Annotated in this window: 17 protein-coding genes; all 17 read left to right on the forward strand. The window is 61.0% G+C overall.

What is annotated here, in order from left to right:
- The first annotated feature begins 17 nt into the window (after window positions 1-17).
- The 17 genes from ndhC to nuoN all read left to right on the forward strand — a co-directional run bounded on the left by ndhC (window position 18) and on the right by nuoN (window position 16,227).
- Entirely contained in the window at window positions 18-392 is a 375-nt protein-coding gene (gene ndhC, locus V2I08_RS02580) for an NADH-quinone oxidoreductase subunit A (protein ID WP_037473947.1), read from the forward strand.
- Window positions 383-937, forward strand: coding sequence for an NADH-quinone oxidoreductase subunit B family protein (locus V2I08_RS02585; protein ID WP_037473949.1), 555 nt, complete (start codon window positions 383-385; stop codon window positions 935-937). The genes ndhC and V2I08_RS02585 overlap by 10 nt, the downstream gene beginning before the upstream one ends.
- A gap of 112 nt (window positions 938-1,049) precedes the next feature.
- Window positions 1,050-1,886, forward strand: a complete 837-nt coding sequence (locus tag V2I08_RS02590) for an NADH-quinone oxidoreductase subunit C (RefSeq protein ID WP_349633784.1) — start codon at window positions 1,050-1,052, stop codon at window positions 1,884-1,886.
- Entirely contained in the window at window positions 1,886-3,121 is a 1,236-nt protein-coding gene (locus tag V2I08_RS02595) for an NADH-quinone oxidoreductase subunit D (protein WP_349633785.1), read from the forward strand. The genes V2I08_RS02590 and V2I08_RS02595 overlap by 1 nt, the downstream gene beginning before the upstream one ends.
- Window positions 3,118-3,348 (forward strand): hypothetical protein, encoded by a 231-nt coding sequence (locus V2I08_RS02600; RefSeq protein WP_349633786.1) that lies wholly within the window; start codon window positions 3,118-3,120, stop codon window positions 3,346-3,348. The genes V2I08_RS02595 and V2I08_RS02600 overlap by 4 nt, the downstream gene beginning before the upstream one ends.
- Window positions 3,348-4,016, forward strand: a complete 669-nt coding sequence (locus V2I08_RS02605) for an NAD(P)H-dependent oxidoreductase subunit E (RefSeq protein WP_349633787.1) — start codon at window positions 3,348-3,350, stop codon at window positions 4,014-4,016. Before V2I08_RS02600 ends, V2I08_RS02605 begins: the two co-directional genes overlap by 1 nt.
- Window positions 4,017-4,131: 115 nt before the next feature.
- Window positions 4,132-4,281 (forward strand): hypothetical protein, encoded by a 150-nt coding sequence (locus V2I08_RS02610; protein WP_349633788.1) that lies wholly within the window; start codon window positions 4,132-4,134, stop codon window positions 4,279-4,281.
- Window positions 4,281-5,627, forward strand: a complete 1,347-nt coding sequence (gene nuoF / locus V2I08_RS02615; RefSeq protein WP_349633789.1) for an NADH-quinone oxidoreductase subunit NuoF — start codon at window positions 4,281-4,283, stop codon at window positions 5,625-5,627. The genes V2I08_RS02610 and nuoF overlap by 1 nt, the downstream gene beginning before the upstream one ends.
- Before the next feature lie 248 nt (window positions 5,628-5,875).
- A complete protein-coding gene (locus tag V2I08_RS02620) occupies window positions 5,876-6,394 on the forward strand; it encodes a hypothetical protein (RefSeq protein ID WP_349633790.1) in 519 nt (172 codons plus the stop codon).
- A complete protein-coding gene (gene nuoG, locus V2I08_RS02625; RefSeq protein ID WP_349633791.1) occupies window positions 6,394-8,400 on the forward strand; it encodes an NADH-quinone oxidoreductase subunit NuoG in 2,007 nt (668 codons plus the stop codon). Before V2I08_RS02620 ends, nuoG begins: the two co-directional genes overlap by 1 nt.
- Before the next feature lie 130 nt (window positions 8,401-8,530).
- Complete coding sequence (gene nuoH, locus V2I08_RS02630; protein WP_349633792.1) at window positions 8,531-9,580, forward strand: NADH-quinone oxidoreductase subunit NuoH; 1,050 nt, start codon at window positions 8,531-8,533, stop codon at window positions 9,578-9,580.
- Window positions 9,577-10,062 carry an NADH-quinone oxidoreductase subunit NuoI gene (gene nuoI / locus V2I08_RS02635; protein ID WP_043153504.1) on the forward strand — a complete coding sequence of 162 codons (486 nt, stop codon included), beginning with the start codon at window positions 9,577-9,579 and terminating at the stop codon, window positions 10,060-10,062. The genes nuoH and nuoI overlap by 4 nt, the downstream gene beginning before the upstream one ends.
- Window positions 10,063-10,198: 136 nt before the next feature.
- The gene (locus V2I08_RS02640) at window positions 10,199-10,810 is read left to right on the forward strand and encodes an NADH-quinone oxidoreductase subunit J (protein ID WP_310222061.1); all 612 of its coding nucleotides are present in this window, start codon (window positions 10,199-10,201) and stop codon (window positions 10,808-10,810) included.
- A complete protein-coding gene (nuoK, locus tag V2I08_RS02645; RefSeq protein ID WP_310222060.1) occupies window positions 10,807-11,112 on the forward strand; it encodes an NADH-quinone oxidoreductase subunit NuoK in 306 nt (101 codons plus the stop codon). The genes V2I08_RS02640 and nuoK overlap by 4 nt, the downstream gene beginning before the upstream one ends.
- Window positions 11,113-11,123: 11 nt before the next feature.
- Window positions 11,124-13,223, forward strand: a complete 2,100-nt coding sequence (gene nuoL, locus V2I08_RS02650) for an NADH-quinone oxidoreductase subunit L (RefSeq protein ID WP_349633793.1) — start codon at window positions 11,124-11,126, stop codon at window positions 13,221-13,223.
- Complete coding sequence (locus V2I08_RS02655; RefSeq protein ID WP_349633794.1) at window positions 13,223-14,791, forward strand: NADH-quinone oxidoreductase subunit M; 1,569 nt, start codon at window positions 13,223-13,225, stop codon at window positions 14,789-14,791. Before nuoL ends, V2I08_RS02655 begins: the two co-directional genes overlap by 1 nt.
- Window positions 14,791-16,227, forward strand: a complete 1,437-nt coding sequence (nuoN, locus tag V2I08_RS02660) for an NADH-quinone oxidoreductase subunit NuoN (RefSeq protein ID WP_349633795.1) — start codon at window positions 14,791-14,793, stop codon at window positions 16,225-16,227. The genes V2I08_RS02655 and nuoN overlap by 1 nt, the downstream gene beginning before the upstream one ends.

The following is a 16,227-nucleotide window of genomic DNA, read 5'->3' on the forward strand; positions in this document are numbered from 1 at the left end:
TCGCCCAGGGGATACCATTGGTCGATCTTGCCCAATATCTGCCGATCCTGCTCTTTTTGGGGATCGCCTTGCTGCTGTCCGGCACGTTCGTTTTCCTGCCGATGCTGGTCGGTCGCCTGACCGGCGCGCATAAGCCGGACCCGGCCAAGCTCAGCGAATATGAATGCGGCTTTCCCGCTTTTGAGGAGCCGCGCAGTCAGTATGACGTGCGCTTCTATCTGGTGGCGATCCTCTTCATCATCTTCGATCTTGAAGCGGCATTCCTGTTTCCCTGGGCGGTAAGCCTCGACCAGATCGGCTGGGCCGGCTGGGCGACGATGATGATTTTCATAGCGGAGCTGGTGCTCGGTCTCGTTTATGCGTGGAAGAAGGGAGCACTCGATTGGGAGTAGAACTCTATAACCCGGCGCCCGGCACCTTGCCGCCCGTCGGGACTCAGCCCGATCAGGATTTCTTCAACTCGCTCAACAGCGAAGTGAATGACAAGGGCTTCCTCGTGACCTCGACGGAGGATCTGTTCACCTGGGCGCGGACCGGCTCGCTGTGGTGGATGACGTTCGGCCTGGCCTGCTGCGCGGTCGAGATGATCCACGTCAACATGCCGCGTTACGACATGGAGCGTTTTGGTGCAGCCCCGCGCGCCTCACCGCGCCAGAGCGACGTGATGATCGTCGCGGGAACGCTGTGCAACAAGATGGCTCCTGCGTTGCGCAAAGTTTACGATCAGATGTCTGAACCGAAATATGTCATTTCCATGGGGTCCTGCGCCAATGGCGGGGGCTATTATCATTACAGCTATTCTGTAGTGCGCGGGTGCGACCGGATCGTGCCGGTCGACATCTATGTGCCGGGTTGCCCGCCGACTGCCGAAGCGTTGCTTTATGGCGTGATGCAGTTGCAGCGGAAGATCCGCCGGATCGGGACGATTGAACGGTAATGACAGGCATGACGTCTCTTTTTCACCGTTCGTTTCGAGCGAAGTCGAGAAACCTGTTTCTGGCACAGTGCGAGCGTATCTCGACTGCGCTCGATACGAACGGAGGTCTGTAATGGGCCATTCCGCACCCCGGATCGCGACCATTGATGGGATCGCGCAGGAAATCGAGACCCTGTTGGGTTCGATGCTGATCGAAACCGTCGATCATGCCGATGAACTGACCTTCACCGTGCAGCGCGACGCGCTGGCGCAGGCGATGACGCTGCTGCGCGATCAGGCGCAGTATCAGCAGCTTATGGAAGTCGCCGGGATAGATTATCCCGAACGGGCCGAACGGTTCGAGGTGGCCTATCATCTTCTGTCGGTCACCCGGAATCATCGCATCCGCATCAAGGTGTCGACCGACGAGGATATGCCGGTGCCGACCGTCACGCATCTCTGGCCGGTTGCCGGCTGGCTGGAGCGCGAAGTGTTCGACATGTATGGCGTCGTGTTCGACGGCAATACCGATCTGCGCCGCATCCTGACCGATTACGGGTTCAAGGGCTATCCGCAGCGCAAGGACTTCCCGCTGACCGGCTATGTTGAACTGCGCTATTCCGAGGAGGACAAGCGCGTCGTCTATGAGCCGGTGAAGCTGGCGCAGGATTTCCGCAGCTTCGACTTCATGTCGCCGTGGGAAGGCGCCGAATATATCCTGCCCGGCGACGAGAAGGCGCCGCAGGCGCCTAGCGCGCCGACCCCGGCTGCTGCGCCGCCGCCGCCACCTGCTGCGCCCAAGGGCGATGCCGTGGCCTCGACGCCCAAGACCACCGAGAAAAAGTCCGACACCGGCGCGGGTGAAGCGGCGAACAAGGCGGCGGAAACCAAGTCCGCCGATGCGCCGACCAAGGCGGCTTCGGCGACCGATGAAGGCGAAGGCGTGGCCAAGCCGGAGGACAAGGCGTAATGGCTGATTATCTCGAAAAGCTGGACCACCACACGGACGCCGCCGATCCGACCTATGGCGACACGGAAATCCAGAATTACACGATCAATTTCGGCCCGCAGCATCCTGCGGCGCACGGCGTGTTGCGCCTCGTCATGGAGCTGGAAGGCGAGATCGTCGAACGGTGCGATCCGCATGTCGGGCTGCTGCATCGCGGCACCGAAAAACTGATCGAATATAAGACCTATCTCCAGGCTTTGCCCTATTTCGATCGGCTCGATTATTGCTCGCCGCTCGGCATGGAGCATAGCTATGTGCTGGCGATCGAAAAGCTGCTGAACCTCGAAGTGCCGCTGCGCGCGCAATATCTGCGCGTGTTCTTCGCGGAACTCACGCGCATCTGCAATCATATGCTCAATCTTGGGTCGCATGTGATGGACGTCGGCGCGATGACGCCGAACCTGTGGATGTTTGAGATTCGCGAGGATTGCCTCAACTTCTTCGAGCGCGCTTCGGGCGCGCGGATGCACAGCGCCTATTTCCGGCCGGGTGGTGTGCATCAGGACGTGCCGCTCAAGCTGCTTACCGACATTGGCGATTGGCTCGACAACCGTATGCCGCGCCTGTTCGAGGACGCGGTCAGCCTGGTCGCGGACAACCGCATCTTCAAGCAGCGCAATGTCGATATCGCCGTCGTGTCCAAGGAAGATGCGCTGAAGTGGGGCTTTTCCGGCCCGATGCTGCGCGGCTCCGGCATTGCGTGGGATATCCGCAAGGCGCAGCCCTATGATGTCTATGATCGCGTCGATTTCGACGTGCCGGTCGGCACCAATTATGACTGTTATGACCGTTTCATGGTCCGGGTCGAGGAAGTGCGCCAGTCCGCGCGCATCATGAAGCAATGTCTGCAGGACATGCCCGAAGGCCCGATCGCCAGCTTCGACCGTAAGGTGTCGCCGCCCAAGCGCGGTGAAATGAAGCGGTCGATGGAAGCGCTGATCCATCACTTCAAACTCTATACCGAAGGCTTCCACGTTCCGGCTGGCGAAGTCTATGTCGCGACCGAAAGCCCCAAGGGCGAGTTCGGCGTCTATCTGGTCGCGGACGGCTCCAACAAGCCCTATCGCTGCAAGATCCGCCCGACCGCGTTCAGCCATTTGCAGGCAATGGACTTCATGGCGAAGGGCCATATGCTCGCCGACATCACCGCCATTCTCGGCTCGATGGACATCGTGTTCGGGGAGTGTGATCGGTGAGCGAGAATGTGACCAACGAACTCATCTTTTCGGTTCTTCAGCAGATGCAGGCCGACATGTCCGAACTGAAGTTCGATATGCGGGACATTAAGGGCCGGATGACGATGGTAGAGGAACATCTTGGTTCATCCATCATCGCCATTTCTGGCGTCAACAGCCGTCTCGATCGTGTCACCGACCGGGTGGAACGCATCGAGCAGCGGCTGAATATTTCGGAACATCGCTAATGGCTGACGCACCCCATATTCCCGACGAAACCGAAACCCGCGCCCGCTGGGGCAATTTCGCGTGGACGGCGGAGAATGCCGAGCAGGTGAAGACCATCATCGCCCGCTACCCCGCCGGTCGCCAGCAGTCGGCGGTCATGCCGCTGCTCGATCTCGCCCAGCGGCAGGTCGGTGCGGAAACGCAGACGCAAGGCTGGCTGCCCGTGCCGGTGATGGAGTTTATCGGCGACCAGCTCGATATGCCGTACATGCGCGTCTACGAAGTCGCGACCTTCTATACGATGTACAACCTCGCGCCCGTCGGCCGCTATCATGTGCAGGTGTGCGGCACGACGCCCTGCATGTTGCGCGGCTCCGACGATGTGTTCGCGGCGTGCAAGAATAAGGGTCTGGTCAAGGGCGCGACCACACCCGACGGCCTGTTCACGCTGACCGAAGTCGAATGCCTGGGTGCCTGCGCCAATGCGCCGATGGTCCAGATCAACGACGATAATTTCGAAGACCTGACCTATGACAGCATGAGCGCGGTGCTGGAAACGCTGGCCGCTGGCGGGCAACCCAAGATCGGTCCGCAGATCGAGCGGCAGACGAGCTGCCCGGAGGGTGGCCCGACCGCGTTGAAGGACATGATCGCTGAAAATCATGATTATCGGGGGGAGTGGGCGTGAAAGCAATCCACCCAACCCCGTTCGCTTCGAGCGTAGTCGAGAAGCGGTCAGCGCTGCGCGGGCGTGTCTCGACTTCGCTCGACACGAACGGATGTAGTGTATCGGGGGCCGCCGCATGAGCGCCCTCGTCGCCATCATCCTGGGCCTCATCGTCTTCGTGTTCGCGCTCAAGATCATCGGCGCGGTGCTGGGGCTGGTTATCGGGCTGGGCCTCGCCGTTGTCGCATATTTCGTGGCTGAAAAACTGATCGGAAAGGGCCGCTGATGGCCGACGACACCGCCCCTGTTGCGCCGCCTCCGCCGCCGCCGTTTGTCGGCCCGCTGGAGGACAAGGACCGCATCTTCACCAACGTCCATGGGTTCCAGGATTGGGCCATCGACGCGGCGATGAAACGCGGCGATTGGGACAATACCAAGGATCTGCTGAGCCTGGGCCAGGACGCGATCATCGACATCATCAAGGCGTCGAACCTGCGCGGCCGTGGCGGCGCGGGCTTCCCGACCGGCATGAAGTGGAGCTTCATGCCCAAGGAAAGCAAGGATGGTCGTCCAAGCTTCCTGGTCATCAATGCCGACGAATCCGAGCCGGGTAGCTGCAAGGACCGCGAAATCGTCCGCCACGATCCGCACAAGCTGATCGAAGGCGCGCTGATCGCCGGGTTCGCGATGCGCGCGCGCGCCGCCTATATCTACATCCGTGGCGAGTTCATCTACGAAGCCAAGGTGCTGTTCGCGGCGGTCGAGCAGGCCTATGCCAAGGGCTTCATCGGCAAAAATGCCTGCGGGTCCGGCTATGATTTCGACGTCTTCGTCCATCGCGGCGCGGGCGCCTATATCTGCGGCGAGGAAACCGCGCAGATCGAAAGCCTGGAAGGCAAGAAGGGCCAGCCGCGTCTCAAGCCGCCTTTCCCGGCGGGCGCGGGCCTCTATGGCTGCCCCACCACGGTCAACAATGTCGAGAGCATCGCGGTGACGCCGACGATCCTGCGGCGCGGCGCGGCTTGGTTCAACCGCTTCGGGCGCGAAGGCAATCGCGGCACCAAGCTGTTCCAGATCAGCGGCCATGTGAACAAGCCCTGCGTGGTCGAAGAATCGATGTCGATCCCGTTCCGCGAACTGATCGACCGCCACTGCGGCGGCATTCGCGGCGGCTGGGACAATCTGCTGGCGGTCATCCCCGGCGGCTCCTCGGTCCCCCTGGTCCCGGCGCGCGAAATCATGGACGCGCCGATGGACTTCGACGGTTTGAAGGCGCTCGGTTCCGGCCTCGGCACCGCCGCCGTCATCGTCATGGACAAGTCCACCGACATCGTCCGCGCCATTTCGCGGCTGTCCTATTTCTACAAGCATGAAAGCTGCGGCCAATGCACCCCCTGCCGCGAAGGCACGGGCTGGATGTGGCGCGTGATGGAACGGCTGCGCACCGGCGAAGCGGAACTGTCCGAAATCGACATGCTGCATCAGGTCACCAAGCAGGTCGAAGGCCACACCATCTGCGCGCTCGGCGACGCGGCGGCCTGGCCGATCCAGGGTCTGATCAAGCATTTCCGGCCTGAAATCGAGCGGCGGATCAACGAGCGCGGCGCGCCCGTGATGGAGGCCGCGGAGTGAGAGCGTCATCTTCATACAGGATGAGGCGAGTTGCTGCGGCCAGCATTTGTGTGTCGCTAATAGTGAGTTCGCCGACTTCTGCCCTGACGCAAAGGGTCGATGGGGAATTTCAGACAGGCTCGCGTGACAGGCAGCGGTTCAAACCGTTAGATGCGGACCATGCAGGGCAGATTGACAAGGAATTCGCGCGTTGCGTCTACCGTAGGAATAAAGACGCAGTTTGGGAAATGCTGGCAAATTCTAATGCCTTGGAAATCGATACCGATGTTCAATTGGGTGTCATTTTTCGAGAGGATAAGCCCGATAGAATGGAGCAGGCGAAGCTCGCCAAAATGTATCGGGTTGAGGAATGTCTCGGAATTGCTAGCGGAGCAGGCAGAACGATGCAGTCGCGTATTAGTGCGACGCGGTTTCGCTCTATGATGGCGGAAGAGGCTTACCTCGCTTCGCATAAGAGGCCGCCTGTGTTGTCCGGCAATGCAGAGAAAAGTCTTCCGAGATTTCATTCGAAAGACGCAGTTAGCGCGGCTACAGTTGATGGGATGGCGGCTTTAGTGGATTGCTTGACTTTTACCGAGGCGGAAAAGGCAGATGCTCTTTTACGGACACCTCCGGGTTCGAGCGATGAACGTTCTGCTGCGATCGCACTGGCTCCGACCCTCGGCAGTTGTATGACGCAAGGCCAAACTTTCAAGATGACTCCCCTGACCATCCGTGCGCTTGTCGCTGACGGCATGTGGGCGCGTTATGCAAGGACTACGCACTAATGCCTAAAGTCAAAGTAGACGGCGTAGAACTGGAAGTCCCGGCGGGCGCGACTGTCCTCCAGGCGTGTGAGCTGGCGGGGAAGGAAATTCCGCGCTTTTGCTATCATGAGCGGCTATCCATTGCGGGCAATTGCCGCATGTGCCTGGTTGAAGTGAAGCCCGGCCCGCCCAAGCCTCAGGCATCGTGCGCGCTGCCCGCTGCCGAGGGGCAGGACATCCGCACCGATAGCGAAATGGTCAAGAAGGCGCGCGAAGGGGTGATGGAGTTTCTCCTCATCAACCATCCGCTCGATTGCCCGATCTGCGATCAGGGTGGCGAATGCGATTTGCAGGACCAGTCGGTTGCCTATGGGCGCGGCGCGTCGCGCTATGACGAAAACAAGCGCGCGGTGACCGAGAAGAATATGGGGCCGATCGTGAAAACGGTCATGACCCGCTGCATCCAATGCACCCGCTGCGTGCGCTTTGCCGAGGAAGTGGCTGGCGTGCCGGAAATCGGCGCCATCTATCGCGGCGAAAATATGCAGATCACCACCTATCTGGAACATGCCGCCAAGAGCGAGCTGTCCGGCAATGTGGTCGATCTCTGCCCGGTCGGCGCGCTGACGAGCAAGCCCTATGCCTTCGAAGCGCGGCCCTGGGAATTGAAGAAGACCCACGCCATCGACGTAATGGATGCGGTCGGCACCAACATCCGCCTCGACAGTCGGGGCCGTCAGGTGCTGCGCGCGGTGCCGCGCATCAATGACGACGTGAATGAGGAATGGGCGTCGGACAAGACCCGGCACAATGTCGATGGTCTGGTCCGCAAGCGCCTCGACAAGCCCTATGTCCGCAAGGACGGCAAGCTGGTGCCTGCGACCTGGGCCGAAGCATTCGCAGCGATCGCGGCGGTGCCGCATGGTGGCAGCGTAGCGGCGATCGCGGGCGACCTGCTTGATTGCGAGACGATGTTCGCGGGCAAGCTTCTGGTTGAAAAGCTGGGCGGCACGATGCTCGAAGGGCGTCAGACGGGCCTCGCCTATGATGTCTCCTCGCTGAGCGCGGTGAATTTCAATACGACCTTGAACGGCATCGAGACGGCGGATGCCATCCTGCTGGTCGGCACCAATCTGCGCTGGGAAGCGCCGCTGGTGAACACCCGCATCCGCAAGGCGATCAGAAAGGGCGCGAAGGTTTTTGCCATCGGCCCCGAAGTCGACCTGACCTATAAGGTCGAATGGCTGGGTAACGATGCGTCGTTGCTCGCCAAGCTGCCGGAAGCGGTGGTCGAGGCATTTGGCAAGGCGGCGCGGCCCGCGATGATCGTGGGTGGGGGCGTGCTGGCCAAGGACGGCGCGCATGGCGACACGCTGGCGCTGGTCGAGACGCTGGGCCTCGTGAAAGAGGGCTGGAACGGTTATAATGTCCTGCATTTCGCGGCATCGCGCATGGGCGGGCTGATGCTCGGCTTCGCCACCGCGGGCGGGATCAAGGCGATCGCGGCGGCCAAGCCGAAGCTGCTCTTCGCGCTGGGCGCGGACGAAGTCGATTATGCCGCGTTCCCTGATAGCTTCAAAGTCTATGTCGGCCATCATGGCGACAAGGGTGCGCATGCCGCCGACGTGATCCTGCCGGGTGCCAGCTATGCCGAAAAGGCAGGCACCTATGTCAATCTGGAAGGCCGGGTGCAGCGCGGCGAAAAGGCCGTGTTCGCGCCGGGCGACGCCCGCGAGGACTGGTCGATCCTGCGCGCCCTGTCCGACGTGATGGGCGTCAAGCTGCCGTTCGACAGTTTCGATGCGCTGCGGGCGGAAATGGCCAAGGCCGTGCCGGCTCTGGGTGTCGAGGGTCTCGCCGATTATGGCTGGTCCATGCCGTCGCTGCCGACCGGCGCGACCGGCGAGTTCGGTTCGCCGATCAAGGACTTCTACCTCACCAACGCCATCTGCCGCGCTAGCCCGACGATGCAGCAATGCTCGGCCGAACTGGTCCATGGCGTCGAATTTGCGGAGGCGGCGGAATGACTTTTTCAGCGCCACGCGCTCACATCCGTTCGGTTCGAGCTTGTCGAGAACTGCGCGCGGACTTCTCGACTGACGCTTCTCGACTTCGCTCGAAGCTGCTCGAAGCGAACGGGAAGGGGGATACGGAATAATGACCGCTTTCTTCCAAAATCTGGGCATGCCGTTCGAGGGTGCCTGGCTGCTGTCGACCATCATCGGCATCCTCGTCATCGCCCTGCCGCTGATGCTGGCCGTCGCGATGATCATCTATGCCGACCGCAAGATCTGGGCGGCGATGGCGTTGCGCCGTGGTCCCAACGTGGTCGGCCCGTTCGGGCTGCTGCAATCCTTCGCGGACGGCCTCAAAGTCTTCCTGCAGGAAACCATCATCCCGTCGGCGTCGAACAAGGCCTTGTTCCTGATCGCGCCGATCATCACCTTCACCGTGGCGCTGATGGCCTGGGCCGTGGTGCCGTTCGATGTCGGCGTCGTGCTGGCGGACATCAATGTCGGCCTGCTCTACATTTTGGCGATCAGTTCGCTTGGCGTGTACGGGATCATTTTGGCGGGTTGGGCCTCCAACTCCAAATATCCCTTCTATTCCGCGATCCGCGCCAGCGCGCAGATGATCAGCTATGAAGTCTCGATCGGCTTTACCATCGTCACGGTGGTATTGTGGGCGGGCAGCTTCAACCTGAGCGCCATCGTCGAAAGCCAGAAGGGCTATTATGGCTTCCTGAACGGCAACGGCTTCAATCCGCTGCTTTTCCCGATGGCGGTCATGTTCCTGATCTCGGCGCTGGCTGAAACCGCGCGCGCGCCCTTCGATCTGACCGAAGCGGAAAGCGAGTTGGTTGCGGGCTATCAGACCGAATATTCGTCCATGTCATTCGCGCTCTATTGGCTTGGCGAATATGCCAACGTCATTCTCATGTGCGCGCTCAACGCCATTCTCTTTTGGGGTGGCTATCTGCCGCCCTTCGACTGGGCACCGCTCTATTATGTGCCCGGCATCCTCTGGCTGTTCGCCAAAATCCTCTTCTTCTTCTTCGTCTTCTCCTGGGTGAAGGCGACGGTGCCCCGCTTCCGGTATGACCAGTTGATGCGATTGGGTTGGAAAATCTTCCTGCCCGTGTCGCTCGTCTTCATCTTCCTGGTGTCGGGCTTCCTCATGCTGACGCGCTATGGAGGCGCCCTATGAGCCTCGCATATTATATCAAGAGCTTCACCCTCTGGGAGTTTGTGAAGGCGCACGCCCTGACCTTGAAATATTTTTTCAAGCCCAAGGCGACCATCAACTACCCTTATGAGAAGAACCCGATTTCGCCGCGGTTCCGGGGTGAACATGCGCTGCGTCGCTATCCCAATGGGGAAGAGCGCTGCATCGCGTGCAAGCTGTGCGAGGCAGTGTGCCCGGCGCAAGCGATCACCATCGAAGCGCAGCCGCGCGAGGATGGCAGCCGCCGCACGACGCGCTACGACATCGACATGACCAAGTGCATCTATTGCGGTTTCTGTCAGGAAGCCTGTCCGGTGGACGCGGTCGTCGAAGGCCCGAATTTCGAGTTTGCGACCGAAACCCGCGAGGAGCTGATCTACGACAAGGCGAAGCTTCTCGAAAATGGCGACAAGTGGGAACGGGCGATTGCCGCGAACCTTGCCGCCGACGCGCCTTATCGCTAATGGGCGCCGTGTCTAACTCAAACCCGTTCGCCCTGAGCCTGTCGAAGGGTTCGACTGAGCGTCGCGAAGTCACTTCACTTCGTTCAGTGGAAGACTGCGACTTCGCTCAGCCCGAACGGTTTCCGGGGGCCATCCATTGATCCACGTCCTAGCCTTTTACCTGTTCGCCCTCATGGTGGTCGGCAGCGCCGCGATGACCATCCTGTCGCGCAACCCGGTCCATTCGGTGCTGTGGCTGATCCTGGCCTTCTTCAATGCGGCAGGGCTGCTGATCCTGATCGGTGCCGAATTCATCGCGATGCTGCTCGTCATCGTCTATGTCGGTGCGGTCGCGGTGCTGTTCCTCTTCGTGGTCATGATGCTCGACATCGACTTTGCCGAATTGCGCGCCGGGTTCGTCAGCTATCTGCCCTTCGGCCTGCTGGTCGCGCTCGTTTTGCTGGCCGAAATCATCCTGGGCATTGGCCTGTGGAGCGCCGGGCCGGTTGAGCTGGCCCAGCGTGCGGCGCCGACTGACCCGGATATTTCGAATATCAAGGCGGTCGGGATCTTGCTCTATACGCGCTACATCTTCCTGTTCGAAGCGGCGGGCGTCGTTCTGCTGGTCGCCATGATCGGCGCGATCGTCCTGACCCACCGCGCCCGTGGCGGCGTGAAGGGCCAGAATATCAGCAAGCAGAACCGTCGTCGTCCACAGGATGCAGTCCGCAATATCAATCAGCCCATCGGGCAGGGGGTGGAGCTGTGATCGGCCTTCAACATTATCTGGTGGTCAGCGCCATTGTGTTCGTGATCGGGGTGCTGGGCATCTTCATCAACCGCAAGAACATCATCATCATCCTGATGGCGATCGAGCTGATCCTCCTGAGCGTGAACATCAACCTCGTCGCGTTCAGCGTATTCCTGAACGACATGGTGGGGCAGGTGTTCAGCATGTTCGTGCTGACCGTCGCGGCGGGTGAGGGGGCCATCGGCCTTGCCATCCTCGTCATTTACTTCCGTGGTCGCGGCTCCATCGCCGTCGATGATGTCAACCGGATGAAGGGCTGAGCCTTACAGACATGATCCAGCTTATCGTCCTTCTTCCGCTGCTCGCAGCCATCATTGCCGGTCTTGGTAACAAGGCCCTCGGCAAGCTGCCTGCCAAGATCATCACCACCGGCGCGCTCTTTGCCATTTGCGCGATGAGCTGGTCGATCTTCATCCCGTTCGTGATGGGCAATGGCGAGGCTTATGTCGCGCCGCTCTTCACCTGGATTCAGTCGGGCAGCTTCGACGCGCAATGGGCGCTGCGGGTCGACACGATGACCGCGGTCATGCTGGTGGTCATCACCAGCGTGTCGAGCCTCGTTCACCTCTATAGCTGGGGCTATATGGATGAAGAGCCGGATCAGCCGCGCTTCTTCGCCTATCTCTCGCTTTTTACCTTCGCGATGCTGATGCTCGTGACCGCGAACAATCTGCTGCAGATGTTCTTCGGTTGGGAAGGGGTGGGCCTTGCATCCTATCTCCTCATCGGTTTCTGGTTCCGCAAGCCCAGCGCCAATGCCGCCGCGATCAAGGCGTTCGTCGTCAACCGCGTCGGCGATCTTGGCTTCATGATGGGCATCTTCGGCACCTATCTGGTGTTCAACACCATCTCGATCCCTGAAATCCTGGAAATGGCCCCGTCGATGGCGGGTTCCACCATCGGCTTCCTTGGCGCGCGGTTCGACACGATGACCGTGCTGTGCCTGCTGCTGTTCATCGGCGCGATGGGCAAGTCGGCGCAGCTTGGCCTGCACACCTGGTTGCCGGACGCGATGGAAGGCCCGACTCCTGTGTCGGCGCTGATCCACGCCGCGACCATGGTGACGGCGGGCGTGTTCATGGTGTGCCGCCTCTCGCCGATGTTCGAAACCTCGGAAACGGCGCTGACCGTCGTCACCTATGTCGGCGCGGCGACCTGTCTGTTCGCGGCGACCGTCGGCACGGTGCAGACCGACATCAAGCGCGTCATCGCCTATTCGACCTGTTCGCAGTTGGGCTATATGTTCTTTGCAGCGGGCGTCGGCGCTTATGGCGCGGCGATGTTCCACCTCTTCACCCACGCCTTCTTCAAGGCGCTGCTGTTCCTGGGCGCTGGCTCGGTCATCCATGCGATGCACCATGAGCAGGATATGCGCTATTATGGCGGCCTGCGCAAAAGCATCCCCATCACCTTCTGGACGATGACGCTCGGCACGCTCGCCATCACGGGCGTTGGCCTGCCGATCATCGGCATCGGGTTTGCGGGCTTCTATTCGAAGGACGGCATTCTCGAAGCGGCTTATGCCGCTGGTGGGGCTGGCACCGGGGCGTTCCTGGTCGGCGTGTTCGCCGCGCTGCTCACCAGCTTCTACAGCTGGCGTCTGGTGTTCCTGACCTTCTTCGGCAAGCCGCGCTGGGCCGCGTCGGAGCATATCCAGCATGCGTTGCATGACGCGCACGGCCACGGCCATGACGATCATGCCACGCACGGCCATGGCTCCGAAGAGGCCAATGCACCGGCGCAGGAACATGCCGGTCACGACCCGCATGGCCATGAAACCGCGCCCGCTCATATGGCGACAGGCACGGGCGGCTATCATCCGCATGAAAGCCCCTGGGTCATGCTGGTGCCGTTGATCGTGCTGAGCATCGGCGCGGTGTTCGCGGGCCTTGTCTTCCATGATCAGTTCATCGGATCGGAAGGCGGCATCGCTTTCTGGCAAGGGTCGCTGGCGTTCGACAGCCATCTGATGCACGCCGCGCATGAAGTGCCGACCTGGGTCAAATTCTCGCCCTTCACGGTGATGCTGACCGGTCTTGCGATCGCATGGCTCGCCTATGTGAAATATACCGACTGGCCGCAGCGCTTCGTGGCTCAGTTCGGCGTCCTCTACACCTTCCTGCTCAACAAATGGTATTTCGACGAGCTTTACAATCTGCTCTTCGTCAAGCCTGCCTTCGCTATCGGTCGCTTCTTCTGGAAGTTCGGTGACGTTGGTTTCATCGACCGCTTCGGACCTAATGGTCTGGCTGCCTTGGTCGTGCAGGGCAATAAAGTGACCCGTCGGCTCCAGTCCGGCTATCTTTACACCTACGCGCTGGTGATGCTGATTGGCCTCGCCGCTGCCGCAACCTGGGCGATGACACGATAATGGACGGCTTCCCCATCCTTTCCCTGATGATGGCAGTGCCGATGGCGGGGGCCATCGCCTGTCTGTTCGTGGGCGCGAACAGCGCGCGCTGGATCGCGCTGATCGCGACCCTGATTGATTTCGTGCTGGGCATGGCTCTGTGGGCGAATTTCGACCAGTCGGGCAGCGGCGCGCAGTGGCAGTTCCAGGAATATGCGCCGATTTTCGGCAAATTCGCCTGGGCGCTGGGTATTGACGGCATCGCGCTGATGCTGATCGCGCTGACCGTCTTCCTGATGCCGATCTGCATCGGCGCAAGCTGGCGCGCGATCGAAAAGCGCGTCGGCGAATATATGGCGGCCTTCCTGTTCATGGAGGTGCTGATGATCGGCGTCTTCGCGGCGCAGGATCTCTACCTCTTCTACATCATGTTCGAAGCCGGCCTCATCCCGATGTATCTCATCATCGGCATCTGGGGCGGTGCGGATCGCATCTACGCCAGCTACAAATTCTTCCTCTATACGCTGCTCGGCTCGGTCCTGATGCTGATCGCGATGATGTGGATGGTGCATGAGGCAGGGACGACCGAAATCCCGGCGCTGATGGCCTATAATTTCGATCCGACGGTCCAGACCTGGCTGTTCCTCGCATTCTTCGCCAGCTTCGCGGTCAAGATGCCGATGTGGCCGGTCCACACCTGGCTGCCCGACGCGCACGTCCAGGCGCCGACCGCAGGCTCCGTCATCCTGGCGGGTGTGCTGCTGAAGATGGGCGGTTATGGTTTCATCCGCTTCTCGCTGCCGATGTTCCCCGAAGCCTCGGCGCAACTCGCGCCGTTGGTCTGGGGCCTGTCGATGGTGGCGGTGGTTTACACTTCGCTGGTCGCGCTGGTGCAGTCGGACATGAAGAAGCTCATCGCTTACTCGTCGGTCGCGCATATGGCGATCGTCACCGTCGGCCTGTTCGCCTTTAATCAGGCGGGTATCGAAGGCGCGATGATGGTCATGCTGGGCCATGGCCTGGTCGCGGGCGCGCTGTTCCTGTGCGTCGGCGTCATCTACGACCGTCTGCATACCCGTGAGATTGCGCGTTATGGTGGTCTGTCGATCAACATGCCACGCTATGCGCTCCTGTTCCTCTTCTTCACCATGGCGTCGGTCGGTCTGCCGGGCACGTCCAACTTCGTCGGCGAATTTCTGGCACTGATGGGCATTTATCAGGCATCGACCTGGGTCGCGCTGGTCTGCACGACGGGCATCATCCTGGGCGCTGCCTACATGCTCTATCTCTACCGTCGCATTTGCTATGGTGAGCAGATCAATGCCGATGCGGCCGCCATGCCCGACCTGTCGGCGCGCGAATTGTGGCTGCTCGCACCCATCGCTGCCGTCGTATTGTGGATGGGCATCTATCCGGAAAGCTTCTTGGCACCGATGCGTCCTGACATCGTCGCTCTTGAAGCCCGCCTCGCGCCCGCCGCACCGACAGGCGATGCTCAGATCAAGCTGGGCGCGCCCAAGTCGGCGGACGCGGCTCATCATGAAGACGTCGCTGCGCCCTCTCATTCAGCGTCGGGGGAGGCGCACTGATGTTTGAATATACTTCCCTTCTGGCGGTCATGCCGGAACTCGTACTCACCATTGGCGGCCTCATCCTGTTGATGGTTGCGGCTTTTGGTGGCGACGGCACGGCCCGCCTTGTCGGCAGCCTGTCGGTCGTGACCCTGATCGGCGGTGGCATTGCGCTCTTCTGCTCGCTGGCGCACGGGCCTGACGCCTTTGACGGGCTATATCGGGCGGATGCTTTCTCGGTCTATGCCAAGGCGTTGATCTACGGCGCGGCCGCCGCCGCGATCCTGCTTGCACCCCGCTTCTTTTCGACCGATGGCGCGCTGCGCCCGGAATATCCGATCCTCATCGTCTTTGCGTCGATCGGCATGGGCATGATGGTGTCGGCGGGCGATATGCTGACGCTCTATATCGGCCTCGAAATGAACAGCCTGGCCTCCTATGTCCTCGCCAGCTTCATGCGGCAGGATGGGCGGTCGTCCGAAGCGGGCCTCAAATATTTCGTGCTGGGTTCGCTCGCCAGCGGCATCCTGCTCTATGGCATCTCGCTGCTCTATGGCTTCACCGGCAGCACCACCTTCGACGGCATCGCCGTCGCGCTGGGTGGCGGCGTGAGCAAGGGGGCGTTGTTCGGCTTGGTGTTCGTGCTGGCGGGCCTCGCTTTCAAGATCAGCGCCGTGCCGTTCCACATGTGGACGCCCGACGTCTATGAAGGCGCGCCTACGCCGGTCACGACCTTCTTCGCCAGCGCGCCCAAGGTCGCGGCCATCGCCCTGACCGTGCGCGTCGCGATCGAGGCGCTTGGCCCGGCCGGTTTGGATTGGCAGCAGATCGTGATCTTCGTGGCGCTCGCGTCGATCATCTTTGGCGCGGTCGCCGCCATCGGCCAGAGCAATATCAAGCGTCTGATGGCCTATTCCTCCATCAACAATGTCGGCTTTGCGCTCATTGGCCTTGCCGCCGGAACGCCGGCCGGTGTCGCCGCGACGATGAGCTATATGGCGATCTACGTCATCATGACGATCGGTGCCTTCGCCTGCATCCTCCAGATGCGCGATGCCGACGGCAAGCCGGTCGAGACGATCGCCAGCCTCGCTGGCCTGTCGCAATCGCGCAAGGGCCTCGCTGCGGCCTTCGCCATCTTCATGTTCTCGATGGCCGGTATTCCGCCGCTCTTCGGTTTCTGGGCGAAGTTCCTGGTGTTCGATGCCGCCGTCGCGGCTGGCCTGACGGCGTTGGCGGCCGTGGGCATCGCGGCTTCGGTGATCGGCGCTTTCTATTATCTCAAGATCATCAAGACGATCTATTTCGACGAGCCAACCGCTGCCTATGAGGCAAAGGGCGGGCCGGTTGAAAATATCATCCTGACCGCCTGCGCCGCTGTCATCGTGCTGGGCTATCTGCTCAACCCCATGCTGGATCAGGCGAGCGCTGCCGCGGCGGCGTCCTTGTTCTGA

The sequence above is a fragment of the Sphingobium sp. MK2 genome, from assembly GCF_040170545.1.
GTDB lineage: Bacteria > Pseudomonadota > Alphaproteobacteria > Sphingomonadales > Sphingomonadaceae > Sphingobium.

Bases quoted from the DNA above. Each gene is read 5' to 3' on its own strand.
- V2I08_RS02605 (WP_349633787.1), top strand. From the start codon at position 3,348: ATGGCTGACGCACCCCATATTCCCGACGAAACCGAAACCCGCGCCCGC.
- nuoI (WP_043153504.1), top strand. From the start codon at position 9,577: ATGAGCCTCGCATATTATATCAAGAGCTTCACCCTCTGGGAGTTTGTG.
- V2I08_RS02590 (WP_349633784.1), top strand. From the start codon at position 1,050: ATGGGCCATTCCGCACCCCGGATCGCGACCATTGATGGGATCGCGCAG.
- nuoL (WP_349633793.1), top strand. From the start codon at position 11,124: ATGATCCAGCTTATCGTCCTTCTTCCGCTGCTCGCAGCCATCATTGCC.
- nuoG (WP_349633791.1), top strand. From the start codon at position 6,394: ATGCCTAAAGTCAAAGTAGACGGCGTAGAACTGGAAGTCCCGGCGGGC.
- nuoN (WP_349633795.1), top strand. From the start codon at position 14,791: ATGTTTGAATATACTTCCCTTCTGGCGGTCATGCCGGAACTCGTACTC.
- nuoH (WP_349633792.1), top strand. From the start codon at position 8,531: ATGACCGCTTTCTTCCAAAATCTGGGCATGCCGTTCGAGGGTGCCTGG.
- nuoF (WP_349633789.1), top strand. From the start codon at position 4,281: ATGGCCGACGACACCGCCCCTGTTGCGCCGCCTCCGCCGCCGCCGTTT.
- V2I08_RS02655 (WP_349633794.1), top strand. From the start codon at position 13,223: ATGGACGGCTTCCCCATCCTTTCCCTGATGATGGCAGTGCCGATGGCG.
- V2I08_RS02610 (WP_349633788.1), top strand. From the start codon at position 4,132: ATGAGCGCCCTCGTCGCCATCATCCTGGGCCTCATCGTCTTCGTGTTC.
- V2I08_RS02595 (WP_349633785.1), top strand. From the start codon at position 1,886: ATGGCTGATTATCTCGAAAAGCTGGACCACCACACGGACGCCGCCGAT.